At 40.0% G+C, this 24,449-nt stretch carries 20 protein-coding genes and 1 tRNA gene; 17 read left to right on the forward strand and 4 right to left on the reverse strand.

From position 1 onward, the window contains the following. The first annotated feature begins 1 nt into the window (after nucleotide 1). From BWD42_RS17190 to BWD42_RS17200, 3 genes are read left to right on the forward strand one after another with little or no spacing between them, the layout of a single operon-like run. Nucleotides 2-1,273: a condensation domain-containing protein gene (locus tag BWD42_RS17190; RefSeq protein WP_077437623.1), complete on the forward strand. Its 1,272-nt coding sequence runs from the start codon at nucleotides 2-4 to the stop codon at nucleotides 1,271-1,273. Next, a complete protein-coding gene (locus tag BWD42_RS17195) occupies nucleotides 1,270-2,523 on the forward strand; it encodes a condensation domain-containing protein (protein WP_077437624.1) in 1,254 nt (417 codons plus the stop codon). Before BWD42_RS17190 ends, BWD42_RS17195 begins: the two co-directional genes overlap by 4 nt. An 8-nt stretch (nucleotides 2,524-2,531) precedes the next feature. Then, complete coding sequence (locus BWD42_RS17200) at nucleotides 2,532-3,074, forward strand: hypothetical protein (RefSeq protein WP_077437625.1); 543 nt, start codon at nucleotides 2,532-2,534, stop codon at nucleotides 3,072-3,074. 184 nt (nucleotides 3,075-3,258) lie between these two features. On the opposite strand, the gene BWD42_RS17205 is transcribed toward BWD42_RS17200, so the two are convergent. Further along, complete coding sequence (locus BWD42_RS17205; protein WP_077437626.1) at nucleotides 3,259-5,829, reverse strand: tetratricopeptide repeat protein; 2,571 nt, start codon at nucleotides 5,827-5,829, stop codon at nucleotides 3,259-3,261. A 757-nt stretch (nucleotides 5,830-6,586) separates the two neighbouring features. Then, nucleotides 6,587-6,660: transfer RNA gene (locus tag BWD42_RS17210), tRNA-Pro, on the reverse strand. 343 nt (nucleotides 6,661-7,003) lie between these two features. Between BWD42_RS17210 and rplS the strand changes: the two genes are divergently transcribed. The 5 genes from rplS (at nucleotide 7,004) to BWD42_RS17235 (ending at nucleotide 13,276) form a co-directional block, all read left to right on the forward strand. Beyond that, nucleotides 7,004-7,351 (forward strand): 50S ribosomal protein L19, encoded by a 348-nt coding sequence (gene rplS, locus BWD42_RS17215; protein WP_077437627.1) that lies wholly within the window; start codon nucleotides 7,004-7,006, stop codon nucleotides 7,349-7,351. A gap of 337 nt (nucleotides 7,352-7,688) precedes the next feature. Then, complete coding sequence (locus BWD42_RS17220; protein WP_077437628.1) at nucleotides 7,689-8,774, forward strand: carbohydrate-binding family 9-like protein; 1,086 nt, start codon at nucleotides 7,689-7,691, stop codon at nucleotides 8,772-8,774. Between the two features lie 124 nt (nucleotides 8,775-8,898). Further along, on the forward strand, nucleotides 8,899-10,509 hold the full coding sequence (locus BWD42_RS17225; protein WP_077437629.1) for a CTP synthase: 1,611 nt from the start codon (nucleotides 8,899-8,901) through the stop codon (nucleotides 10,507-10,509). A 39-nt stretch (nucleotides 10,510-10,548) separates the two neighbouring features. Then, on the forward strand, nucleotides 10,549-12,372 hold the full coding sequence (gene yidC / locus BWD42_RS17230) for a membrane protein insertase YidC (RefSeq protein ID WP_077437630.1): 1,824 nt from the start codon (nucleotides 10,549-10,551) through the stop codon (nucleotides 12,370-12,372). 121 nt (nucleotides 12,373-12,493) lie between these two features. After that, nucleotides 12,494-13,276 carry an META domain-containing protein gene (locus BWD42_RS17235; protein WP_077437631.1) on the forward strand — a complete coding sequence of 261 codons (783 nt, stop codon included), beginning with the start codon at nucleotides 12,494-12,496 and terminating at the stop codon, nucleotides 13,274-13,276. 93 nt (nucleotides 13,277-13,369) lie between these two features. Here the strand turns inward: BWD42_RS17235 and BWD42_RS17240 are convergent, their stop codons facing one another. Continuing rightward, nucleotides 13,370-14,719, reverse strand: a complete 1,350-nt coding sequence (locus BWD42_RS17240; RefSeq protein WP_217700097.1) for an acyl-CoA dehydrogenase family protein — start codon at nucleotides 14,717-14,719, stop codon at nucleotides 13,370-13,372. 305 nt (nucleotides 14,720-15,024) lie between these two features. Here BWD42_RS17240 and BWD42_RS17245 point away from each other — a divergent pair, with 305 nt between their 5' ends. The 4 genes from BWD42_RS17245 to BWD42_RS17260 all read left to right on the forward strand — a co-directional run bounded on the left by BWD42_RS17245 (nucleotide 15,025) and on the right by BWD42_RS17260 (nucleotide 17,727). After that, complete coding sequence (locus tag BWD42_RS17245; protein WP_077437633.1) at nucleotides 15,025-15,249, forward strand: hypothetical protein; 225 nt, start codon at nucleotides 15,025-15,027, stop codon at nucleotides 15,247-15,249. A 152-nt stretch (nucleotides 15,250-15,401) separates the two neighbouring features. After that, a complete protein-coding gene (locus tag BWD42_RS17250; RefSeq protein ID WP_077437634.1) occupies nucleotides 15,402-15,626 on the forward strand; it encodes a hypothetical protein in 225 nt (74 codons plus the stop codon). Nucleotides 15,627-15,751: 125 nt separating this feature from the next. Then, nucleotides 15,752-17,101, forward strand: a complete 1,350-nt coding sequence (purB, locus tag BWD42_RS17255) for an adenylosuccinate lyase (RefSeq protein WP_077437635.1) — start codon at nucleotides 15,752-15,754, stop codon at nucleotides 17,099-17,101. 71 nt (nucleotides 17,102-17,172) lie between these two features. Then, entirely contained in the window at nucleotides 17,173-17,727 is a 555-nt protein-coding gene (locus BWD42_RS17260; RefSeq protein ID WP_077437636.1) for a NifU family protein, read from the forward strand. A 147-nt stretch (nucleotides 17,728-17,874) separates the two neighbouring features. Here BWD42_RS17260 and BWD42_RS17265 read toward each other — a convergent pair whose 3' ends face one another. After that, entirely contained in the window at nucleotides 17,875-20,298 is a 2,424-nt protein-coding gene (locus BWD42_RS17265) for a glycoside hydrolase family 3 N-terminal domain-containing protein (RefSeq protein ID WP_139351197.1), read from the reverse strand. A gap of 233 nt (nucleotides 20,299-20,531) precedes the next feature. On the opposite strand from BWD42_RS17265, the gene BWD42_RS17270 reads away from it, so the two are divergent. From BWD42_RS17270 to BWD42_RS17290, 5 genes are read left to right on the forward strand one after another with little or no spacing between them, the layout of a single operon-like run. Further along, a complete protein-coding gene (locus BWD42_RS17270) occupies nucleotides 20,532-21,380 on the forward strand; it encodes a transketolase (RefSeq protein WP_077437637.1) in 849 nt (282 codons plus the stop codon). 2 nt (nucleotides 21,381-21,382) lie between these two features. Further along, nucleotides 21,383-22,336, forward strand: coding sequence for a transketolase family protein (locus BWD42_RS17275; protein WP_077437638.1), 954 nt, complete (start codon nucleotides 21,383-21,385; stop codon nucleotides 22,334-22,336). Nucleotides 22,337-22,357: 21 nt separating this feature from the next. Then, nucleotides 22,358-22,903, forward strand: a complete 546-nt coding sequence (locus BWD42_RS17280) for an RNA polymerase sigma factor (RefSeq protein ID WP_077437639.1) — start codon at nucleotides 22,358-22,360, stop codon at nucleotides 22,901-22,903. 33 nt (nucleotides 22,904-22,936) lie between these two features. After that, nucleotides 22,937-23,995, forward strand: a complete 1,059-nt coding sequence (locus tag BWD42_RS17285) for a hypothetical protein (RefSeq protein WP_077437640.1) — start codon at nucleotides 22,937-22,939, stop codon at nucleotides 23,993-23,995. Beyond that, nucleotides 23,995-24,414, forward strand: coding sequence for a hypothetical protein (locus tag BWD42_RS17290; protein ID WP_254846264.1), 420 nt, complete (start codon nucleotides 23,995-23,997; stop codon nucleotides 24,412-24,414). Before BWD42_RS17285 ends, BWD42_RS17290 begins: the two co-directional genes overlap by 1 nt. Nucleotides 24,415-24,449: the final 35 nt, after the last annotated feature.

Below are 24,449 nucleotides of genomic sequence, written 5' to 3' on the forward strand. Positions count from 1 at the left end.
GATGAAAAGAAAACTATTATTTGGTGAGCGCATGCTGTTGGGGGATGGAACTGAACCCTTCAACGCCGTCATTCCCTTTCGGCTACGTGGTGTTTTCAGCGAAGAAGATATCAAATATGCCTTGAGCCGATTACAGGAAAAACATCCCTGGCTGCGGGCACTTATCCAACATGATGAGAAAAATACACCTTGGTTTCAGGTTCCGGAACTAACCGTATCGATTCCGGTACGGTTAGTAAACCGAAAAAGTGAAGACGACTGGCAAGAGGAATCCAAAAAGGAATGGCATTTGACCTTCGATTATCAGACGAAACCTTTAATCCGATTTGTCTGGATTAAGGGCGAAGAAGTCTCAGACATGCTATTTGTATTCCATCATTGCTTATGTGATGGTGGATCGGCCATGGCATTATTGTATGAATTTCTAAAAGTACTGGACAATCCGGCCGCGGAAATCGGACTGGAAAATCCTATCCTTGGTATTGAGGATGTCGTACCAGAACATATTTTACAGAATGGTAAGAAGCGATTTAAGGCAAAAGCCATTGGCAGACTAGCAGCTTTAGCGATAAAATGTATTCCGGTCAGTAAAAGGGCGATTGACAGACAGAATGATTATCTGATCCATTGGAAGCTGGACGAAACTACCAGCAAGCAACTGATTTCCTTTTGCAAGTCTTCAGGAGTAACCGTCAACACCTTTTTGGGTGCAACAGTATTGGAGGCATTTAAAAAAGTACGTGGCTCGTCGGCATTCAATAAAGTTTCCTGTCCAGTAGATATCAGGCGTTTTGCACCACAGATAAAAGATGACCATATTTTTGCTTTCGGATTAATGATTGTCATGTCTTCGAAGCAGAAAATGAGCTTTTTGGATAACCTCCGGTTGATGCAGGATGAAGTGGAACGCAAAACAGCGAAGCTCAATCCTTATATCACCATGATGGTGATGGAATCTGCCCACAATGCGCTAAAGAACTTTACCAGACTTTTAAAACGAGGTAAGTCATCCAACGATTGCATGTTTTCAAACTTGGGGCGCATACAGATCCCTGATCAATATCAGGAATTCAGCCTGGACACCATTTTCAGTCCATCCGTTATTGGGCCATTAGGCAATACGACGACCATGGTCACTTCTACCTTTCGTGGACAAATGGACTTTTCCTTTGTGGGAAGCGAAGGCTATTTACCAGAAACAGAAGCCTTGGCGATCTGTGATGAGATCATAGATCGCATCAGACAGCAACTAGATTATCAGGAGGCATCATGATCGAACGGAAATTAATGCTAGTGGAAAGGATCATGTATGTTGATCCCGAAACACCTTTAAACTGTATATTTACGGCTAAAATCCAAGGGAAGATTGCTGAAGAACATATTCGGAATGCCCTGGTAAAAATTCAACGGAAACATCCTTTGCTCCGCTCGGTTATAGAGATGATGGATACCAAACAGCCCCATTTTGTTGTCAGGGAAGGCATGGAATCTATTCCACTCCATATTGTCCAACGTCAAACGGATATGGATTGGCTGACAGCGTCGGAACGGGAATGGTATCGCCCCTTTAAAACGGACAACAAGCCGCTGGCTCAATTGGTCTGGATCAAAGGCGAAGATGTATCGGAACTGCTTTGGGTATTGCCGCATTGTATCTGTGATGGAACCAGTATTGTCACGTTGATGCGGGAGCTCCTTAGTTTGTTGGATGATCCTAATCAGGAACTCCAGCCCTATCCACTTTTTAAATCGGTTAATGATTTCCTTCCGCAGGGCTTTGAGCCGCAGAAAAAATCGCGTAAGGCTAAACGCTATTTACTGTTCGCAAGGCTCTTTTTTTTCCTGCAAAGGAAGAGCAGAAAAAGAAATTCAGGGAAGAACTATGCAATTCATTGGAAACTAGATACGGAAACAACGGTAGCCTTAACCAAAGTCTGTAAAATGCAAGGTATTTCAGTCCACGCAGTCTTATGTACAGCATTTATTCAGGCTTTTAGGGAGGTACGGGGTAAGTTGGCAAAAAATAAAGTAATCAGTCCTGTTGATATACGCCATTTTATTCCTGAGATCAAACAGGACCATATGTTCGCTTTTGCCCCAACGGTGGAACTTTCCCTAAAAAAGAGGAAAGAGAATATCTTGGCCAATGCGAATGCCATCAAATCAGAACTAGCACAGAAAATGGAAAAAGTCAATGCGCAGGAGCTACTCTGGATGGGGGAGCAGATGCATCCGCTCGTGGAGCGCATGATTACTATGCTAAAATCTAGTCCAGGCGGGCATGACATCACACTTTCCAATATGGGTAAAATCCAAATGCCAAATGCGTACAAAAATTTCACCTTGGAAACCCTCTACAGTCCAACAGTAGCTTTCCCTTGGTTGAATTCCAACACCTTGGTCACAACAACGTTTAATCAACAAATGGATTTTACGTTTATGTCCAATGGAGATTTCCTGCCCAAAGAAGAAGCGATTAAAATAAAAGATAAGGTTATCGGCTTTTTGACCTTATCATTATAATATTATACATGACAAAACTTGCTCAAACCAAGAAAATAAAAAAGACAACACTTAATCGCTTTTTAAGAAAGCGCGCGATTTATTACATACTTCCCAATGTATTCTTCAATTTCCTGGTGGCTTATGCCAGCTTTCAGGAAATTGGATATACCCATTTTTTTGCTGGATCTCAAAGTTTGGCCCGTTTGACACTTCCCATGGCCATATTTTTACCGATCGTCCTTACCATGGATATCATCAAGCGGGTGATCACAGCCATAGAACAGGAGTCGATCGCATTAACAGTAGACAGTGAACTGAACAAGAATAGATTTATGACGAAGCTATGTATCCTCCATGGTTTCGTAACAGGCTTACTTGTGTTGGCATGCCTGCTATTGGCACAATATAGTCTGTCTACGCATTACAAATTAAATGCTACTGCAATGGCTATTCTGGACGCTATTCTTGCAGGCGTACTATCGATTGTATTTACATATCTACCAATCAGGAAATTAAAAAAACATTTATCTGAGCCTTCATTAGTCATTCAGGAAATAGAACGAAATTAGCTTCTCTTGGTGGGAAGCCCGCTCTTATAACATTTGCTACCTAAAGTCAGTAAATGTTTTTTCCGAAATACTGTCGCTGTAGTTTGCTGATTTTTTTGTTTTATATACTGTTAGGAATAAACAAAAGGGGCCGTATCAAACTAGCTATTTTGATACGGCCCCTTTTTTACAAAAAAAATTACTGCTACTTATTGGTCAATTTCTGTAAACGTTCTTTTGCTGCGGGGACAATATCGTCCTTTTTTTCATAATTTTCAATCACACTTTTCAACGTACTCTTCGCCTGAAAAGTATTGCCTTTACGCGCATAGGTATCAGCAAGCAATATGAAACTCTTGGCTACCCAATATTCATGTTCCTCCCGAGTGTTGATGACATCAAAAGCGGTTTCCTGGGCCTTGTCGTATTCCTTGTTATCATACTGCAGCTGTGCCACACGGTACCTTGCTTCTGCGCCGAGTGCCGTTTGGCTCTTTAGGGCCGCCAGATTGAATTCCTTCATGGCAGAGGCGATGTTCTTTTCTTGCAGAAAGGCTTTGCCACTGTATAAGTGTGCTTTGGCAATTTCCTCTTCTGTCGCGCTATCGTAATCCTTTATCAACTGCACATATTTGGCCATCTGTTCCATATCGCCAAGTTCGAAATAACAGACCATCAAGTTACTTACCGCATAGCCATAGTTTTTTTTGTATTCGTTATTCAGTTCCAGTTTTTTGAGGTGCACAATGGCCTCATTGTATTGCTTTAGCTCCAGATATAGTGCTGCTACTGTCAGTAGGGTATTCTCCGTATATTTGCTCGTCCAATCGTTCAGGATGATATTCAGATCGTGCAGCGCCTCCTGTGGGTGACCTGTCTTGTACGAACTTACCCCACGGATGTACCGCGCAAATTTCTCTTGTTTGGGTTTCGGAAATTTATCAAAATAGGCATTAATAGCTTCCACAGCGGCGGCGTATTCCCCTCTAGCAAAAAGGGAATGTGCGGCCTGGAAAGCCTGGTTATCTTGTTCCGCTGGGCTCAGATTTCCCACATTGCTACCGATCGCATAGCGGATATAGCTCGTCGCATCCCCCTGATCGAGGTAGATGTTTTCAATGAAACGCATCGCCTGCTCTGCTTCGGCAGTTCGCGCATATTTCTCCACCACCTGTTGGAAAGTAGCCTTCGCTGGTTCGGGTTCATCGTTATTGTACTGTACAAGCCCGATGGTCATTAGCGCACGTGGGACATAGCTGCTACGTGGATACTTTTCGATCATCCCTTGGAGCCCTTTTAGCGCGTTATCATAATCTCCAGTCGTAAAATAGGTGTAGGGGATTTCAAAGGCCGCATCATCGGCATAGTTCGAAGATGGAAATTGTTTGAGAACAGACCGCAAGGTATTGAGCTTGGTCTCATTGTCGCCCTGTAGGCCAAAGAGTACACCGCGTTGGAATAATGCATAGTCTTGATTAGGCGCTTTGCCATCGATCAGCCTGTCATAGTAACTGTTGGCCCGACCGTAATCACGCAGACACAGATACGAATCGCCCAAACGTGCGATGACGTCATATCGTATATTTTCATCCACTGTATTTCCTCCGGCCTTTAGAAAGCGTTCAAAGTAATCGGCGGCCAGTGCAAACCGGTTATTTCTATAGGCAGCATAGGCCAGACCATAATTAGCATAATTATAGACCTCGTTGTTTTTTGCCGCAGGCAAGCTCAGGAAACGGGAGAAATTTTCCACCGCTTCTCCGAATTTGCGTACTTCATACATCGCTTCGGCTTTCCAGTAAGTAGCCAGGGCTGCCATTTCTGCGTCGATCGGAAATTTTTCTGAACGCATAAATATGGATATGCTATTTTCGAAAGCGCGCTCATTATAAAACTCCAGTCCGCGGTAGTAAGTTACCTTTTGATAAATAGAATCGACTTCCCGGCCACGCTCCTTCAACGATTCCAGCAAGCTGACCCCAGCATGGAAGTTTGTTGTCCCCCGAAGGATTTCAGCCGATAGTGTTTCTGGACTTTCCTGTCTTTTTACTCCTGGATCGACAGGTTTAACTTCCTGCGCGATATATTTTTCGAGAACCTTTTGGGCGGCTTGGGTTGAGTCCATGGCAAGCAGGACTTTGGCATAGTTAAAAAGCGCATCGGCTTTCACCTGCCGGTCGAGATCCATTGTCGTTGCTTTGACAAAGGCATTTCGTGCCGCTTGCTTGTCACCTGTTTCCAGAGCAATATGGCCCAAAGTCATGATCGCACCCTGATAAAAGGCATCCGAAGATTTTATTGATTCCAGCATACCGCTCGCTCTTTTGTATTCGCCAGCTCCATAGGCCAAATAGCTGATGCGATAATTATCAATATTGCTTTGCGAAGCATTTGGATGACGTTTAATCAACTCATGATAATAGGCCTGTTTATATTTTTGTTGTGCCAAATAAGTGCTGGTGGCGATCTGGCGCAGCTCGGTTTCGATCGCGTCGCGGTTAATCAACTTCATATTTGGGCTCCGACGCACCTTGACGGCATCGGCCAACATCGGCCGGTAGTCACGTACGACATCAATGGAATCCATCGTCTGGACTTGCCCTGCAGTCCCCTGTTCGGGATGCTGCTGCTGTTGCTGTTCTTTTTGTTGTGGCTGTTGCTTCTCTTTCTGTTGTTTCTTTACTTCCTGCGCATACCCTGTAACCAGCAAAGCCGAAAGTACCCCAGTAAACAGGTATTTTAGGTAGTTGTCGCCGATTCTTTCGTTAAATATCATTGTTCATCCGTATTTTTGAGTTTTTCCAAACCTTCCTTTGCCGAGGAGACAATAGTTTAATTTTTCACTAATTAGTATAGCCAAAACTAAAGAATTCCAACCAAATTAGGTAAATTGTAGAAAAAAATCCATCTCCTTTCCCTAATTCCCTATTCTATTGCTTGCTATCGGCAACAGGATGGATACAATAATGGAGCCAAGAAACACTTCCCTCCGCCATTGGTTCGAATCTTATAGCTTGTTAAGAAGTAGCAGGTACTCGATCTACCTAAAACAAAAAAAGCCCTAACTTTCGTTAGAGCTTTTTTAGTCGGGGTGGCAGGATTGGCTCAGCCACACAACGCCCAAACACCACCCTGAGCCTCCTCCGGATCGAACCTAGCAACTCCTTAATAGGTCGTAGGTTCTCATCCTGCCTAGAAACAAAAAAAGCCCTAACTTTTGTTAGAGCTTTTTTAGTCGGGGTGGCAGGATTGGCTCAGCCACACAACGCCCAAACACCACCCTGAGCCTCCTCCGGATCGAACCTAGCAACTCCTTAATAGGTCGTAGGTTCTCATCCTGCCTAGAAACAAAAAAAGCCCTAACTTTTGTTAGAGCTTTTTTAGTCGGGGTGGCAGGATTGGCTCAGCCACACAACGCCCAAACACCACCCTGAGCCTCCTCCGGATCGAACCTAGCAACTCCTTAATAGGTCGTAGGTTCTCATCCTGCCTAGAAACAAAAAAAGCCCTAACTTTTGTTAGAGCTTTTTTAGTCGGGGTGGCAGGATTCGAACCTACGACCTCCACATCCCAAATGTGGCGCGATACCGGGCTACGCTACACCCCGAAAAGGTATCACCTTTGTTTTGTGTGGCACAAATATCGAATCAATTTTTCAATTTGTCAAGAGCTAAACTCAATTTTAGCACTAAATCACTGATTAATTGAGTAATATTTTTATTTATGAGATTAGATCAGTGCTACTATCAAGCGTAAAAACAGGTCCTAATAGTCCTATAAAGGAATATTCAAAATAACTTTAGATTATCCATTTCATTTTCATATCTTTGCATCCGATTTGAATAACAGTCAATAGTTTTTTCAAAAAGTATTTTAGTATTCAAAAAATAAGTCGTAATATTGCATTCCGATTTTTACAGGATATAAATCGTTAATAATTACTCGAAATCATGGATTTAGTAAAATTTGTAGAAGAACAAGCGGTAGTAAGAAATGAAATTCCCGCTTTCAAAGCCGGAGATACCATCAGCGTTCATTATAAAATTCGCGAAGGAAATAAAGAGCGTGTGCAGGTGTACCAAGGTGTAGTAATCCAATTAAACAGCGAAGGTGCTAACGCTACTTTTACCGTTCGTAAAATCTCTAACGGTGTAGGTGTTGAACGTATTTTCCCTGTAAACTCACCAAACATTGAAAAAATTGTAGTAAACAGCTACGGTAAAGTTCGTCGCGCTAAATTATTCTATTTACGTGGCCTTACTGGTAAAGCTGCTCGTATTAAATCAAAAAGAATCTAATTACGACTACCACGGCATAAAAAAAGGCTTTGACGAAATTCAAAGCCTTTTTTTATTTTCTGCCATCAACCGCTTTCCTTCCCGAAATAATTTCACTTCTGCCAACATCACTTGATAGCAATACAGAAAACCTTGTAATAAAATTAAGACAATCGAGCCCCATCTCTCAAAAAAAATCCTACCTCTTTGTCTAGCTAAAACATTTTACTTACTTTTAGCGCTGCCAATCTTCCCTACGTAAAAAGCAGTGGTAGTCTAAAACTTCATATAGACAGTGTAAGGATTACGATTGCACACATAGAATTTCTTGGCAGCAAATTAGACATATAATATTTTAATGAAAACTGTTTTTCTTATACTTGCCCTTACTTTACAGTCGATGACCATTTTTGCACAGCGAAATATTGGTGATTTTCTGCAATTACAGTCTAAGCCCGAGACCTATTATGTCCAAAAAGCTCAAATTCCTATCGAAATTGACGGTAAAGATGTCGAAATATCCTGGGCAAAGGCACCATGGACAAATGCGTTCAAAGACATCGAAGGTACAAGTAAACCTACGCCATCATGTGACACTCGTGTTAAAATGCTTTGGGATAATGAAAACCTCTACCTCTTTGCTAAATTGGAAGAACCTCATATAAATGGCTATCTTAGACAGAAAGACACCATTATTTATCATGACAATGATTTTGAGATATTTTTAAAACCCAACCTCCAGTCTCCGGAATATATTGAAATCGAAGTCAATGCGCTGAACACGATCATGGACCTTCTGATGACCAAACCTTATCGTTTCGGTGGAAAAGCTAATTTAAACTGGGACACCAAAGATATCCAGAGTGCTGTCTACCATGCTGGAACAATAAATAATCCAGCCGACAAAGATAATTTTTGGACCGTCGAAATGAAGATCCCTGTCAAAAGTCTAAAATACTTTGGTGAAGGAAATCAAATCAAGGCAAATGAAGTATGGAAGATAAATTTCTCCCGCGTACAATGGCACTATGATGTCAATGAAAAAGGTTATATCAAAAGAAAGGATAATACGGGTAAGCCGCTAGCGGAAGAAAACTGGGTATGGTCGCCCATCGGTCTGATCAACATGCATTATCCCGAACGATGGGGACATATCAAATTTGTGGAACAAGATAATCAACAATTCCTGGATGAACAGTTTTTAGCTTTGGAAAAAACAGCCTGGAATATTTTTTACCTGCAACAGATTTACGGGAATGCGAATAAACGCTATGCAACATCTCTTGATGAATTGAGTAAATTATATCCTGAAATCATTACTATCAGTAAGCATTATCAACTTGTCTTTTCCAATGCAAATAAGTTCTATCGTGTTGAGATTAAGTCAAAATCGCAGCCCAATCTAAAGGCTACAATCGATAATCTGGGCAACATCTATTTTTAATTTAATTATTCAGTCGATCTTCAATTATAATATTGAATAAAAAATTGCTATCTTTGTATCCCGTACATAGAGCAACTATTATTGGTCGTTTTGACCACATAAAATTGAAAATCCTTTAATTGTTATGACTAAATATATTTTTGTTACGGGCGGCGTTACTTCGTCGTTAGGGAAAGGTATTATTGCAGCCTCCCTTGCTAAACTTCTCCAGGCACGTGGCTACAAAGTGACCATCCAGAAATTCGATCCTTACATTAACATTGACCCAGGAACATTGAATCCTTATGAGCATGGCGAGTGTTATGTTACGGAAGATGGCGCGGAAACCGATCTTGATCTGGGTCACTACGAGCGTTTCCTGAACGTCCCTACTTCACAAGCAAATAATGTAACAACAGGTCGTATCTACCAACACGTCATCCAACAGGAACGTGAGGGGGCATATTTAGGAAAAACAGTTCAAGTAATTCCCCATATCACCGATGAGATCAAACGCCGCATGCAGCTTTTAGGCGAATCGAATGAATACGATATTATTATTACTGAACTTGGTGGAACAGTCGGCGACATCGAATCCCTGCCATTCGTTGAGGCTGTAAGACAGTTACGTTGGGAACTAGGCGCAAATAACTCTTTGGTTATCCACTTAACTTTAGTTCCTTATTTGGCTGCAGCCGGTGAGCTTAAAACCAAACCGACACAACACTCTGTGAAAACATTGCTAGAATATGGTGTGCAACCAGATATCTTGGTATGCCGTACTGAGCATAAATTGTCACAAGAGATCCGTAAAAAATTAGCACAGTTTTGTAATGTAAACATCAATGCCGTTGTTGAATCTATTGATGCCTCGACGATCTATGACGTCCCTTTACTTATGTTGAAAGAGAACCTAGATAAAACGGCATTAACGAAACTGAAACTTTCCAGCAAAAACGAACCGGATCTGGAAAACTGGAAAAACTTCCTTGGAAAGCTGAAAAACCCAACAAATGATGTCAACATTGCTTTGGTTGGGAAATATGTCGAGCTACCAGATGCTTATAAATCCATTACCGAAGGTTTTATCCACGCTGGCGCAACAAACGAATGCAAAGTAAAAGTGAGCTATATCGCCGCTGAAAGCGTTACAAAAGAAAATGTTGCCGAAAAACTAAAAGGCATGGATGGTGTTCTCGTTGCCCCTGGATTTGGTGAACGTGGTTTGGACGGTAAATTAAATGCAATCAAATATGTTCGCGAAAACAATATCCCATTCTTTGGTATCTGTTTGGGCATGCAATGTTCAGTCATTGAATTTGGAAGAAATGTATTAGGGTTAAAAGATGCCAATAGTTTTGAGATGGATGCAAACACCAGCAACCCGGTCATCAATCTGATGGAAGAACAAAAAAACATCACTAATATGGGTGGTACAATGCGTTTAGGTGCTTACGACTGTGAAATTAAAAAAGGAACCAAGGCCTTTGCAATTTATGGAAAAACAAAAATTTCCGAAAGACACCGCCACCGTTATGAATTTAACAATGACTATTTAAAACAATATGAAGCAGCAGGAATGATCGCTTCTGGCTTCAATCCAGAGACTGGCCTAGTTGAAATTGTTGAGTTGAAAAACCATCCTTTTTTCGTTGCAGGACAATTTCATCCAGAATTAAAGTCAACTGTTGCAAATCCTCACCCACTTTTTGTTAGCTTTGTAGCCGCTGCTTTGGCCAACAAGAAATCAAAGTAGTATGAGAAGGATAGAATTAATTAAGTTTAATTATTAAAAATGGATAGAAATACCCTAATTGGTTTGGTCCTGATGTTTGCCATCATCACTGGTTCATTTTACCTGATGAAGCCATCGGAATCAGAAATCAAACAAGAACAAGCACGGCAAGAGGCTAAAGCTCAGGCGGCAAAAGGACTTCCTGCAACAAATGACTCTACCGCAAATGCTAAAACAGCGCAAACAGCAGCGATTGCAGATTCAGCTGAACTGAAAAAACCTTTTGGTGCGTCAAAATTTGGAACTGAAAAAATCATCACACTCGAAAATGATGCTATCATTGCCAAAATCAGTACAAAAGGTGGTAAAGTAAAATCAGTCGAATTAAAAGGCGAAAAGAATTTCAACGGAAAACCATTAATGCTTTTTGAAGGTGAAGACAATAAGTTTGGCTTCCAGTTCAATGCCGCAGGACAAAACGTATCAACAAACGATTTATTCTTTACGACAGAATCTTCGGATATCCAGGTATCCGGTGAAGGAAAACAATCGGTAAAATTCAAATTGAACTACAGTGCAGATCAATATATTGAGTATGTGTATTCAATTGCTGGGAAAGGTTACAATGTAGGCCTGGATGTCAACACAAAGGGTATTCAAAACTTAATTCCTCAGAGTCAAAAAACATTGACGCTGAACTGGAATACTATTTTGAGACAAAAGGAACAGAATATCGAATCTGAAAGACAAAAATCTACCCTTTATTACCAAGAAGATAGTAAAGTAGACCATTTGTCTGAATCGAAGGACGATGATGAAGCACTGGAAAAGAAAGTGCAATGGATTGCTTTTAAACAACATTATTTTTCAAATATACTAAATGCTAAAAATGGATTTGTTAATGCGAAAATCGATGTAAAGCATGCGACGGAAGGTGATGTGGTAAAATTTTACAACACCAATGCTGAATTGGCTTTTGACAATCATAAAGACAACAATTATTCATTGAATTTCTTTTTTGGTCCAAATCAATACAATGTATTGAAAGCGGAGGGCAATGATTACCAATCCATCATCAACATGGGTTGGGGACCTATGCGCTGGATTAATCAGTGGATTACAGTACCGGTATTCAATTTCTTAGATGGTTTCCATATGAGCTACGGTATCGTGATTTTATTGTTGACCCTGATGTTGAAATTGATTCTTTCACCGATGACTTACAAATCTTACGTCTCCATGGCCAAAATGCGGGTATTGAAACCGCAGTTGGATGAGATTAAGGCGAAAGTCGGTGAAGACAATCAGATGTTGATGCAACAAGAGCAGATGAAGCTGTATAAACAGGTCGGCGTGAATCCACTCGGAGGCTGTCTTCCACTTGTGCTGCAAATGCCATTTACAATTGCTTTCTTCTATTTCTTTCCTAATTTATTTGAATTGAGAGGACAGAGCTTCTTGTTTATGAAGGACATGTCTACCTATGATACCTTGTTTACATTTGCACCTATTTTTGGATCATTCAACCACATCTCTTTGATGTGTATCTTGATGACCCTAACAACATTGTTGACCACTTGGTATAACAATGCGACATCGGGCGCAACTGGTCAAATGAAATACATGGGTTATATCATGCCTTTGATTTTCTTCTTTGTCCTAAACAGTTTCCCTGCAGGTCTGAACTATTACTATTTCCTAAGTGCGTTGTTTACATTCTTAACGCAATTGGTTATTCGTACAATGGTAAATGATGATAAAATCTTAGCTAAACTGGAAGAAAATAAAAAGAATCCAAAAGTTGAGAAAAAATCTAGCTTCCAGGCCAAAATGGAAGAAATGATGCGTGCTCAGCAACAAGCTCAACAAAACAAAAATAAATAGCATTATTTATATAACTGATAAAGAAGGCTTCCCGATAGGAAGCCTTCTTTTGTTAATGGTCTTTTGTAGCACTTTGTCAAACCAAACGTTAGAAATGATGTTTTATATTAAAATTTAAAAGATGAGATTTAGAAACCTTGTGGTATTGATGATGGCTGTCCTTGCTTTGGCGAGCTGTTCAGCATTAAAAAAGAATTCAGGCAAACCAGATTCGGATAATGCATCCGCTACCATTATTGGAAAAAAATGGCAATTAATTGAAATCGGTGGAAAGGCTGTTTCCGGACAAGTCAACGGTCGGGTTCCTTTTCTCAAACTGGAAGAAAAAAGTTATAGCGCCAATGGTGGTTGCAACGGAATAGGTGGCGAACTGACCTTTTCAACCAATGGAAAAATTAAGTTTGCACAAGGGATGTCAACGATGATGGCCTGCCCTGACATGTCGATTGAACAAGCTTTATCTAAGGCATTAATCACAGCAGACAACTACAGCCTAAGTAATGGTATTCTAAGTTTAAATAAAGCAAAGATGGCTCCTTTGGCAAAATTTAAGTTAATGGAGGAAAAACAAAATCTAAGCGGGACCTGGGAGCTTGATTACATCTCTGGACCACGTATAGCTCTTGAGGGCCTGTATCCCAACCGCAAACCAACGATAACATTTAACATACAGGATGGGAAGATAAATGGTAACAGCAGTTGCAACAATTACAATGCTACATTTAAGACGAATGATCACCAAATTAGCTTTGGCCCTATCATGTCTACAAAAATGGCTTGCGAAGGCAATGGTGAAGCAACGTTCTTTTCTACATTAGAAAAAGTGAACAGTTATGATGTCAATGAAAATACACTGACCTTTATCATGGGCGATATTGCCATGATGCGATTTCAGCGCAAGTAAAATATAAAAAAGGATAGGGTTTTGGTGATCACCAAAACCCTATCCTTTTTTATATCAATTATTGTCCGTACTAAATTAATTAGGGCACAAGCTTTAGACAAAAGCACTAAATCCTGTGATACTTCTTCCAACGATCAGTGAATTGATTTCCTTAGTACCTTCATAAGAATAAATCGCCTCAGCATCTGCAAGGAATCTAGCGACATTATACTCTAGCAGGATACCATTCCCCCCCATGACTTCCCTCGCCTTGGACACAATATCCCTTGTCCGTAAAGAACAAAACACTTTTGCCAGCGACGCATGCTCATCCCGTAGTTGTCCAGCATCTTGCAGTTCAGATAATCGAAAGACTAGCGTTTGCATTGCCGTTAGATTCGATAGCATTTCTACCAAATGATTTTGAATCAACTGAAAAGATGCAATAGGCTTGCCGAACTGTTTTCTTTTGCGCGTATAATCCAAGGCATTTTCATAGGCTCCCCGTGCGCAGCCCACAGCCATCCATGCAACCCCCGCTCTCGTCATTTGAAGGACTTTACCTGTATCTTTGAAAGAATTCGCATTTTGCAAACGATCTGTTTCGGGGATGATACAGTTGTCTAATGTAATCAATCCATTTTGCACAATGCGCAAAGCCATTTTATCTTTGATCTTTTCAACTGAGAACCCAGGATTATCTTTACGCACAATAAAACCTTTTACTTCTCCATCATCAAGATCCCTGGCCCAGACTATTGTAATATCTGAAAAGGTAGAGTTTCCGATCCATTTCTTCTGACCATTTAAAACCCAGCCTTCAGGAGTCTTCTTACAGGTGGTTGTCAATCCGCCCGCTGCGCCCGAACCAACTTCCGGTTCGGTTAGACCAAAAGCGCCGATCACCTCCATCTTTTGCATCCTTGGCAACCATTCCTGTTTTTGTTCTTCCGACCCACAGATATAAATCGACCCCATGGCCAAACCACTCTGTACACCAAAGAAAGTAGCAACAGATGCATCTACCCGAGCAATCTCTGCAGCAATGACACCTTCCATCAGCGAGCTTCCTCCCATACATCCGTAACCCTCGTAAGTATATCCACATATATTTAACGCAGCTAACTTGGGTACTATTTCAAAAGGGAACTCGTCTCTTAACCAATATTTATTGACAATGGGCTTCACTTCAACCTCCATAAACTCCCGTACTTTCAATTGAAGTTCGCGGTCTGATCCGCTTAATTTGCTATCCATATCATAGAAATCGCCATTGATAGCAGGTAATTCCTTTTTTTCCTTTCCTGCGCTTAGCATTTTCATTAGACCATGCAGCTGCCTATCATCCATCTTAGAAACTGCATCCATAACAGCTCCCAAATCCACTTTTTTTGAGATTTCCTCCAATTTGCCAAAGTCAATTGATTTCGCCAAATCCATTATATTCTTAACTTTATCAAACATAATTGCAATTTCTTTTTTCTGGTTTCCTCTTAAAATAATAAAAATAATTGAAAATTGTTTGGATAAGCGGCGAAGACAATATCAAAACTGTCTCTTTGATTAATCGTTTGTGCATATTTTTAGACAACTCTTACTTTTAACATCTACAGCCGCCTTTAAAACATATTAAATAAAATAAAAACAATTGACTAACAGCTGTTTATAAAGATTTTAAAAAAAAATATATTTTTTGGGTTACCTTTTTGGGTTCCGTGTATTAAGAGATGAAAAAGAAAATATTTCAATTTAAATTAGAAAATTAGAAAATGAAAAACGCATTAAAATTCGGTTTCTTAGGTTTAGCTTTAACTGTAGCTTTCGCATCTTGTAACAACACTGAGAAAAAAGCTGAAGGTGCTACTGATTCAGCATCTGCTTTAGTTGATTCTGCTGCTAACACTTTGGATTCAGCTGCTACTAAAGTTGATTCAGCTGCTCAAAAAGTTGATTCTGCTGCTACTAAAGTTGATTCAGCTGCTACTAAAAAATAATTTTAGAAACTGAATAACGCATTTAAAGAGGCTTTTCTCACGAAAAGCCTCTTTTTTTTAAAAAATTTATTAAGAAATGGGGTTACCTTTTTCTATTACCAGTATTAAGTCTTAAATAACAAGATTTAGAAATTACTTTTAATTTTAATAAAATGAAAAACGCATTCAAATTAGGTTTCTTAGGATTGGCTCTGACTGTAGCCTTCGCTTCATGTGGTGAAACTGGTAAAAAAACTGACGCTGCTACTGATTCAGCTAACACTGCCTTAGATTCAGCAAACACTGCTTTAGATTCAGCTAAAACTGCTGTAGATTCAGCTAAAACTGTTGTAGATTCAGCTAAAACTGCTGTAGATTCAACTAAAGCTGCTCACTAATTCTCTGAAACAGAATTTAAAAAGTATAAAAAAGCCTCCCAGTACGGAGGCTTTTTTTATATCTACACCAATTAAATTGCTAAGCTCCAAGCAATTTTTTACCTTTGCCAAAAATCATTCAATCTATGGCTTTATCATCCTTAACAGCAGTCACGCCTATTGACGGACGCTATTACAATAATACCAATGAGCTTGCGGCTTTTTTCTCCGAATTTGCCTTAATAAAATACCGCGTACGTGTGGAAGTCGAATATTTTATCGCATTGAGCGAATCTGGAATTGCTCAATTACAACATTTTGACAACACACTCAACGAAAAATTAAGAGATATCTATCGTAATTTTTCAGAAGAAGATGCGATCTGGATCAAAAACACAGAGAAAGTTACCAATCATGATGTTAAAGCCGTTGAATATTTCTTAAAAGATCAATTTGAAAAATTAGGGCTTCAGGAGCATCTGGAGTTTATTCACTTTGGTCTGACTTCTCAGGATATCAACAATACAGCTATTCCGCTATCGTGGAAAGAGGCGATCAAAGAAAGCTATACACCGATCATCGACGAATTGCTTCATGAACTAAAATCTCTCGCAACATCCTGGTCTGCCATCCCAATGCTCGCCCGTACGCACGGACAACCAGCCTCTCCAACTCGCTTAGGTAAAGAGCTCTATGTCTTTATCGAGCGTATTGAACGTCAATTACAACTTTTACATAACGTACCTTATTCAGCTAAGTTTGGCGGAGCGACAGGCAATTTCAATGCTCATCACGTGGCTTATCCAGAGACCAACTGGATTGCCTTCGGCAACAATTTCGTCAATAATATTCTAGGACTGGACCGTTCACAAACCACCACCCAAATTGAACATTATGATAACTTTGCTGCAAGCTGTGATGCATTAAAACGGATCAATAATATAATTATTGATCTATGCCGGGATATATGGACTTATATTTCCATGGAATACTTTAAGCAAAAAATCACTGCTGGCCAAATTGGATCCTCCGCTATGCCACATAAAGTCAATCCCATTGATTTTGAAAATGCAGAGGGAAATTTAGGAATAGCTAATGCGATATTTGAGCATTTAGCCGCCAAACTACCTATTTCACGTCTTCAAAGAGATCTTACAGATTCAACTGTATTACGTAATATCGGGGTTCCATTTGCGCATACCCTAATCGCTTTCAAATCGACATTGCGAGGTTTACGTAAGTTGATCTTAAATGAACAGGCGCTTGCGAATGATCTCGAAAACAACTGGGCTGTTGTTGCCGAAGCGTTACAAACGATCTTGCGTAGAGAAGGCTATCCAAAACCTTATGAAGCTTTAAAAGATCTAACACGTACCAATACGCATGTGACCAAAGACACCATTGCGACCTTCGTAGATAATCTTAAGGTGTCCGAAGAAGTAAAAGCGGAATTAAAGGCTATCACTCCTTCAAACTACACGGGTGTCACTTTGTAAGCTTTGACTTATAGATGACCTTAACAACGCTGCTTTTGATATATCTTTGCTTGGAATAAAAATAAAATTAAATGGCTACTATCAACGTATATACCGAATCTACACCCAACCCTTCAACTATGAAGTTTTTGGTCAATAAATTATTGATCAATGGTAGTGTAGATTTTCCAAATAAAGAAACGGCCCAAGATTCACCTTTCGCTACGGAATTGTTCAAATTCAATTTTGTAAATGGTGTATTTTTTGCAAGCAATTTTGTTACCATTACCAAAACGGAAGATGCGGAATGGGAAGATATTGAAGCCTTGTTGAAAGACTTTGTAAAAGGTGCTGTAGAATCTGAGCTTGCGGTGAAAACTGTACATCAGGATACAGAGACAAACTTTGAAGGAACAGAAACGGAAGTGAAAATACAACAGGTATTGCATGATTATGTACGCCCTGCCGTGGAACAAGATGGCGGTGCTATTCATTTCAAATCTTTCGACGAAGGTGTGGTGACCGTTGAACTTAAAGGTTCCTGTAGCGGTTGCCCTTCATCAACAATCACATTAAAAGCTGGTATTGAAGGACTATTAAAACGTATGGTTCCCGAGGTGACAGAAGTTGTTGCCGAAGCAATGTAATCATAGAGATACGATAAGAATTTTTAAAATTTTTAAAAGGATTCAGCAATATGAAGTTTTGCTGAATCCTTTTTTCTTTTTATAGCTAGTTGTATCTCGTATGCCCCATAGGTGATATATCTTTTGCACAAACAGGCGCTATGAGCATCACTCTTTAGTCACCTCAAATGAATCTTTCAACGGTAGATTAGCGGATGAATTTCCAATAAAAATTTCAAATTTCCCAGGCTCTACAGTCCATTTATTATGTTGATCCAACAGCTCGAGGTGAGCAGGTAAAATCGAAAACTGAACAGACTTTTTCTCACCAGGGTTCAATTCGATTTTTTCGAAACCGCGGAGATCCATCTCATAAGTTGTTACGGAAGATACAAGGTCCTTGATATAAAGTTGGACAACCTCTGCTCCTTTTCTTTTTCCGATATTCTGCACATCCACGGTAACGGTCAATGAGTCGATTGGGCGAATTTGTTTTTTATTTAGACGCAAATTTGAAAATTGGAAATCTGTATAACTTAAGCCATAACCAAAAGGGTAAAGAAAGCCCACAACTCTACTATTTCCCCAGCCATTAGGGCCAACCCCTGGCTGTCCCGCCTGTGCTGCAGGTTTAGTCGGGAAATTCATTTCAATCTGTCCGACAGATTTTGGAAAAGAAATCGGGAGCTTTCCACTCGGATTATACTCACCAAACAACATCTCTGCGACAACATGTCCAGATTGACCACTAAGAAACCAACTTTCCACAATAGCGGATAAGTATTTATTTTCCCAATTAATAGAAAGTGGACGTCCGTTAACGAGTACCAGAACGATTGGTTTCCCTGTTTCTTTTAACTTCATCAGGTAATCACGCTGTTTACCCGGTAGGTTTAGATCTGAACGCGACCGGCTTTCGCCAACTTCGCGTTCCGACTCCCCCATGACGGCTATAATCAGATCAGACTCGCTTCCAAGACGGATACCAGCCTTCATGCTTTCAATTTCCTCTTTGGACAAATCTGTTGGGATAATCTCACTTTCAGGCCAATTCTTATCAACAACATCGATGCCTTTCGTGTAATTTACCTGGATTTCTTTACCTTTAGCATATTCGAGGATCCCATCCTTAATCGTTGTGATCGGGTTATTGGATGGACCATAACGACTTGTTGTATAATTCGTTGCTTCGGCCATAGGGCCTGTCACCAAAATCCGCTTATACTTACTGACATCTATTGGTAATAACTGCTGCTCATTCTTAAGCAAAACAATGGATTCTCTATTCACTTGCAGGGAGATATCCTCATCTGCCTGTGTATGGATTTTCTTGTCAGCCAATGTTGTGTTATCGACAAGCGGATGATCAAATAATCCTAACTTAAATTTGACAGTCAATACCTCTCGAACACGTTGATCCAATATGTTCATATCAAGCCTGCCTTCGTTGATAAGTTCCATCAATGGTGTCAGGTATGTACTCGGTGGATCGAAATTCGTCCGGACATTAAGTCCGCCCTCTAGGGCTTGCCGTATTGCATCCTTATAGTCCGCAGCAACATGATGTTTACTGCTTATAAACTCCAGGGCCTCACTATCCGAAACGATATATCCTTCAAATCCATAATCCTTGCGTAGCAAATCTTGCAGAAAATATTTACTTGATGAGACTGGTATACCGTCATAGTCATTGTAACTACTCATAATACCCATTGGTTTAGCCTCTCGGACAACCCGTTTAAATGGGTATAAATGAAGCTCATGCATTTCACGAAAACCAACATGCGGGTCTGTCCGCGCATTTCCATCTCGTCCCCCTTTAGGTACAGAATAAACGGCATAGTGTTTCAACGTTGATGCAACACCATGTTGTTGAATGCCCAATACAGCCTGTTTACCCATTTCTGCGATATGAAAGGGATTTTCACCATAAGTTTCCACAACACGTCCCCATCTTGGATCTCGGGAGACATCCAGAATCGGAGCATAGACATTGGTATATCCTAAATATTTCGCTTCTCTCCCCACAATTTCGCCTGCAGTTCGGACCAATTTGGTATTCCAGGTGCTTCCAATATTAATCGGAGCCGGTAATGGCGTCGCCCGATCATGGTTGAGACCGTGTATTCCCTCATTGGTAAAATCAACTGGAATACCTAGCCGGGTATGTTCGATAAACCACTTTTGTACATTATTCAATGCAACAGCATGGCGGCTGAAGGGATAAGAAAAAGAGCTTTTTGCCGACTTATTATAGGCAAGACTATTTAACATCTCGTCTATGTTGGCTAATCCATGTTTCCAAATCTCATTGTCCCAAGCAATTGTAGGTTGTTCATCCTTCAATACTCTTCCATAACCATAGAGTGTAACGGTTTGATTGGCCTTTTCCTGCGTCGTCATCTGGCTCAACAGGTCCTCCACTCGACTTACTACGGATTGTTTAGGATCTTCATAGATATCCTTTTTACCATTTTTGTTGAAGTCAATCCAATCTTTATGGTAAACGGGTTTATCCTGAGCAAAAGAATAGAAGTGTAGTACGGAAAATGTCGCAACAAACAGAAAACGTTTAGATTGATTAGGCATCATATTGAAAATTGTGGGTTTTATAATTAAAAGCAAGGTACAAAAAATTTAACATGAAAAGGTCTAAAATTGAAATGGTATCCGTTCGCAAGCTAGGTACCTATTTGGCTAAATATTATGTGCATCATTATGTGCTTCGCTATAACTCCCATACTAAATAAAGAAATTCACTTTTTAACAAGCATCTAGCTTAAAAATAGTTAACTTTACGACCAATTGTGAAACCAACAAAAAAAATGAGTGCAGATATTAACAAACTAGAACAAATTGCATCACAAGTAAGACGTGATATCGTACGTATGGTACACGCTTGTCAATCAGGACACCCAGGTGGTTCTTTAGGTTGTACAGATTACTTTGTGGCGCTTTATTTCAATGCAATGAAACGCAATCCTTCCTTTGATATGGATGGAAAAGGAGAGGATTTATTCTTCTTGTCAAACGGACACATTTCACCTGTATTTTACAGTACATTGGCACATGCGGGTTATTTTGAAGCAAGCGAATTGGCAACATTCAGAAAAATCAACTCCAGACTACAGGGTCACCCAACGACACACGAAGGTCTTCCAGGCATCCGCATTGCGTCAGGATCTTTGGGTCAAGGATTATCCGTTGCTATCGGTGCCGCACAGGCAAAAAGATTGAATAAAGACAATAATCTAGTTTATGTATTAATGGGTGATGGTGAATTGCAGGAAGGCCAGGTTTGGGAAGCTGCAATGTATGCACCACACAATAAGATTGACAACTTGATTGCCACTGTTGATTACAATAATGCACAGATAGACGGATCGACAGATCAGGTACTGTCATTAGGTGATCTTCGCGCAAAATGGGAAGCTTTTGGCTGGGATGTGATGGAAGTGACTAAAGGAAATGATATGGCTTCAGTAGTTGCGGGCTTAGAAGAAGCAAAATCACGTACCGGAAAGGGTAAACCAGTGGTTATCTTATTGCACACAGAGATGGGAAAAGGTGTTGATTTCATGATGGGTTCTCATAAATGGCACGGTGTTGCTCCAAATGACGAACAATTGGCGTCGGCATTGAATCAACTTACTGAAACTTTAGGAGATTACTAGAAATGAAAAAATATACTTACACAGAGTCAAAAGATACACGTTCAGGTTTTGGTGCTGGCTTATTGGAAGCTGGAAAACAAAATGAAAATGTAGTAGCATTATGTGCTGATTTGATCGGTTCATTAAAAATGAACGATTTTATCAAAGAATTCCCAGAACGCTTTTTCCAAATCGGTATTGCTGAAGCAAACATGATGGGCATCGCGGCTGGACTTACTATTGGTGGTAAAGTTCCTTTCACAGGTACTTTCGCCAACTTCTCTACAGGTCGCGTTTATGACCAAATCCGTCAATCTATCGCGTACTCAGGTAAAAATGTGAAAATTGCTGCTTCTCATGCAGGATTAACCTTGGGTGAAGATGGTGCTACACACCAAATTTTGGAAGACATTGGATTAATGAAAATGTTACCTGGAATGACTGTAATCAACCCTTGTGACTTCAACCAAACAAAAGCGGCAACTATTGCGGCAGCGAAATTTGAAGGTCCGGTTTATTTACGTTTTGGTCGTCCGGTAGTTCCTAACTTTACTCCGGCTGATCAAGAATTTGTCATCGGAAAGGCAATCTTATTGAATGAAGGTACAGATGTGACCATCATCGCTACAGGTCACTTGGTATGGGAAGCCATCCAAGCGGGTGAAAAATTAGCAGAATTGGGTATCAACGCCGAAATCATCAATATCCATACCATCAAACCGTTGGACGAAGAAGCGATCTTGAAATCGGTTGCTAAAACGAAATGTGTCGTGACTGCTGAGGAGCACAACCGACTTGGTGGATTGGGCGACAGCGTTGCACAGGTATTAGCCAAAGAATTACCGAGCCCGCAAGAATATGTAGCGGTCAACGATAGTTTTGGTGAATCAGGTACTCCAGCACAACTGATGGAAAAATACGGTTTGAACGCTGACGCTATCGTTGCTGCGGCTCAGAAAGTAATCAAAAGAAAATAACAAAACTACACAGGTCAATATATGGATGACGCTTTAATTATAGCAAAATTCGCCGAAGAAAGTACGCGAGAAGAAGCTTTCCGTTTATTGTTGAAAAAATATCAGCAAAAGATTTATTGGCATGTGCGAAGAATGGTAATCGATCATGATGATGCAGATGATGTGGTTCAGGATATTTTCGTCAAAGTATGGAAGAACCTTGGGAACTTCCGTGAAGACTCACAATTGTATACCTGGCTATATCGGATCGCAACAAACGAATGTATTACATTCTTAAATAAAAAAAAGCAAAAGCAGAACGTGTCGTTGGACGACGACACGACTGCTTACTTAGCAGAAACACTTGCTGATGGCAATTACTTTAATGGCGACAAAGCTCAAATGAAATTGCAACAGGCTTTATTAACATTGCCAGAGAAACAGAAATTAGTTTTTAATATGAAATATTTTGAAGATATGAAATATGAAGAGATTTCTGATGTACTCGGTACAAGTGTTGGTGCACTAAAAGCATCTTACCATTTGGCAGTAAAAAAAATAGAGGCTTTTTTTAATAACCACGATTAAACCTTTTAGCGAAATTCGCCTCTAACAAATACTATGAAGGAAAATAGCACATATCATGATGGGCTGGAATCTAATCATCTTCCAGAATCATTGCGTGAAAATCCTTTTGGCGTGCCTGAAAATTATTTCAGTGATTTAGAATCTAAAATAATAGCGCAAGTCAAATGGATAGCATGCACAGATGATTCTGTATTTAAGGTTCCTGAAGGATACTTTGATTCACTCCCTGATGTTGTGCTGAGCAAAATAGCAGCTGACTCTCTCAAAGCTCAAGTCGCTGGAGATGGCTTCACTATTCCTGAACTGTATTCAGATAAACTAACAGAAAATATCTTTCATCGAATTTCGGAAGAAAACTTAAAAGAAAAAATCCAATCGGATGGCTTCGCTGTTCCTGTAGATTATCATGCGGATCTTGAAGAAACTATTTTCGCTCGTGTTGCAGAAGCCGAATTGAAGGAAGTTATCTCAACGGATGGCTTCGACCTTCCTGTAAATTATCACGCGGATCTTGAAGAAACTATTTTCGCTCGTGTTGCAGAAGCAGAATTGAAGGATGTTATTTCAACGGATGGTTTCGACCTTCCTGTAGATTATCATGCGGATCTTGAAGAAACTATTTTCGCTCGTGTTGCAGAAGAAAAATTAAAAGATACGATTCCTGTCACAGGTTTTGACCTGCCACCACATTATTTTGATACGCTTTCAGACAAAATTATCGGTGCTATTCAGGATATAAAAGAAGAAAGAGATTCAACTCCGATCCGTCGCTTAGGAAAGCAAAAAAAATGGTATACCCGATATGCTGTAGCAGCTTCGTTCACAGCCATGTTAGGTCTAGGTGCTTATTGGGGTTATCAATTCCAGCAGCAAAATACGATCGCACAAGATAATGTTGCCGAGGAACAGCTCAGTCAACATTTATCTGAAATACCCAAGCAGGAAATTATTAATTATCTTTCTGCCTCGGCCTCAGGTGATGACATAATATATATGTCCCAATATACGGATGAAACAAATCTTCCAACGAAAGGATTTGGCAGTAATATATCTAAACAAGAGATAGAAGATTATCTAAACTATACCTTATAATGATGTTTAACAAAAAATACATATGGATAACATTGTTCTTTAGTATATTTTCTATTGCCTTGGGCTTTGCGCAAGACAAAAATCGATTTCAAGCTATTGAAAATGAAAAGATAGCTTATATTACTAAGGAACTAGATTTAACTCCCAGAGAAGCACAGCATTTCTTTCCACTCTATAATGAATATAGTCAAACATTATGGGATATCCGGAAAGAGAAACTAAATGGTGCCCCTAAAAATAGTTTTAGAGGTGGATCGAGGGATGTATTGCAATATGATGCCAAAGAAGTACAGATAAAAAAGGAGTACCGCGCAAAATTTGCCAAGGTGATAGGCAACGCCCGAGCTTCACAATTCTTTGAAGTAGAACAGGAATTTAGGGAACATCTCTACAAATCTTTACAAAATAGGAGGAAATAACCTCAAAAATAAAAAAGAAGTCTTGAAGACTTCTT

The organism is Sphingobacterium sp. CZ-UAM, assembly GCF_002000245.1.
In the GTDB taxonomy this organism is placed as follows: Bacteria; Bacteroidota; Bacteroidia; order Sphingobacteriales; family Sphingobacteriaceae; genus Sphingobacterium.

Coding starts and splice junctions, on each gene's coding strand:
- BWD42_RS17190 (WP_077437623.1), top strand. CDS start 2: ATGAAAAGAAAACTATTATTTGGTGAGCGCATGCTGTTGGGGGATGGA.
- BWD42_RS17195 (WP_077437624.1), top strand. CDS start 1,270: ATGATCGAACGGAAATTAATGCTAGTGGAAAGGATCATGTATGTTGAT.
- BWD42_RS17200 (WP_077437625.1), top strand. CDS start 2,532: ATGACAAAACTTGCTCAAACCAAGAAAATAAAAAAGACAACACTTAAT.
- BWD42_RS17205 (WP_077437626.1), bottom strand. CDS start 5,829: ATGATATTTAACGAAAGAATCGGCGACAACTACCTAAAATACCTGTTT.
- rplS (WP_077437627.1), top strand. CDS start 7,004: ATGGATTTAGTAAAATTTGTAGAAGAACAAGCGGTAGTAAGAAATGAA.
- BWD42_RS17220 (WP_077437628.1), top strand. CDS start 7,689: ATGAAAACTGTTTTTCTTATACTTGCCCTTACTTTACAGTCGATGACC.
- BWD42_RS17225 (WP_077437629.1), top strand. CDS start 8,899: ATGACTAAATATATTTTTGTTACGGGCGGCGTTACTTCGTCGTTAGGG.
- yidC (WP_077437630.1), top strand. CDS start 10,549: ATGGATAGAAATACCCTAATTGGTTTGGTCCTGATGTTTGCCATCATC.
- BWD42_RS17235 (WP_077437631.1), top strand. CDS start 12,494: ATGAGATTTAGAAACCTTGTGGTATTGATGATGGCTGTCCTTGCTTTG.
- BWD42_RS17240 (WP_217700097.1), bottom strand. CDS start 14,719: ATGTTTGATAAAGTTAAGAATATAATGGATTTGGCGAAATCAATTGAC.
- BWD42_RS17245 (WP_077437633.1), top strand. CDS start 15,025: ATGAAAAACGCATTAAAATTCGGTTTCTTAGGTTTAGCTTTAACTGTA.
- BWD42_RS17250 (WP_077437634.1), top strand. CDS start 15,402: ATGAAAAACGCATTCAAATTAGGTTTCTTAGGATTGGCTCTGACTGTA.
- purB (WP_077437635.1), top strand. CDS start 15,752: ATGGCTTTATCATCCTTAACAGCAGTCACGCCTATTGACGGACGCTAT.
- BWD42_RS17260 (WP_077437636.1), top strand. CDS start 17,173: ATGGCTACTATCAACGTATATACCGAATCTACACCCAACCCTTCAACT.
- BWD42_RS17265 (WP_139351197.1), bottom strand. CDS start 20,298: ATGATGCCTAATCAATCTAAACGTTTTCTGTTTGTTGCGACATTTTCC.
- BWD42_RS17270 (WP_077437637.1), top strand. CDS start 20,532: ATGAGTGCAGATATTAACAAACTAGAACAAATTGCATCACAAGTAAGA.
- BWD42_RS17275 (WP_077437638.1), top strand. CDS start 21,383: ATGAAAAAATATACTTACACAGAGTCAAAAGATACACGTTCAGGTTTT.
- BWD42_RS17280 (WP_077437639.1), top strand. CDS start 22,358: ATGGATGACGCTTTAATTATAGCAAAATTCGCCGAAGAAAGTACGCGA.
- BWD42_RS17285 (WP_077437640.1), top strand. CDS start 22,937: ATGAAGGAAAATAGCACATATCATGATGGGCTGGAATCTAATCATCTT.
- BWD42_RS17290 (WP_254846264.1), top strand. CDS start 23,995: ATGATGTTTAACAAAAAATACATATGGATAACATTGTTCTTTAGTATA.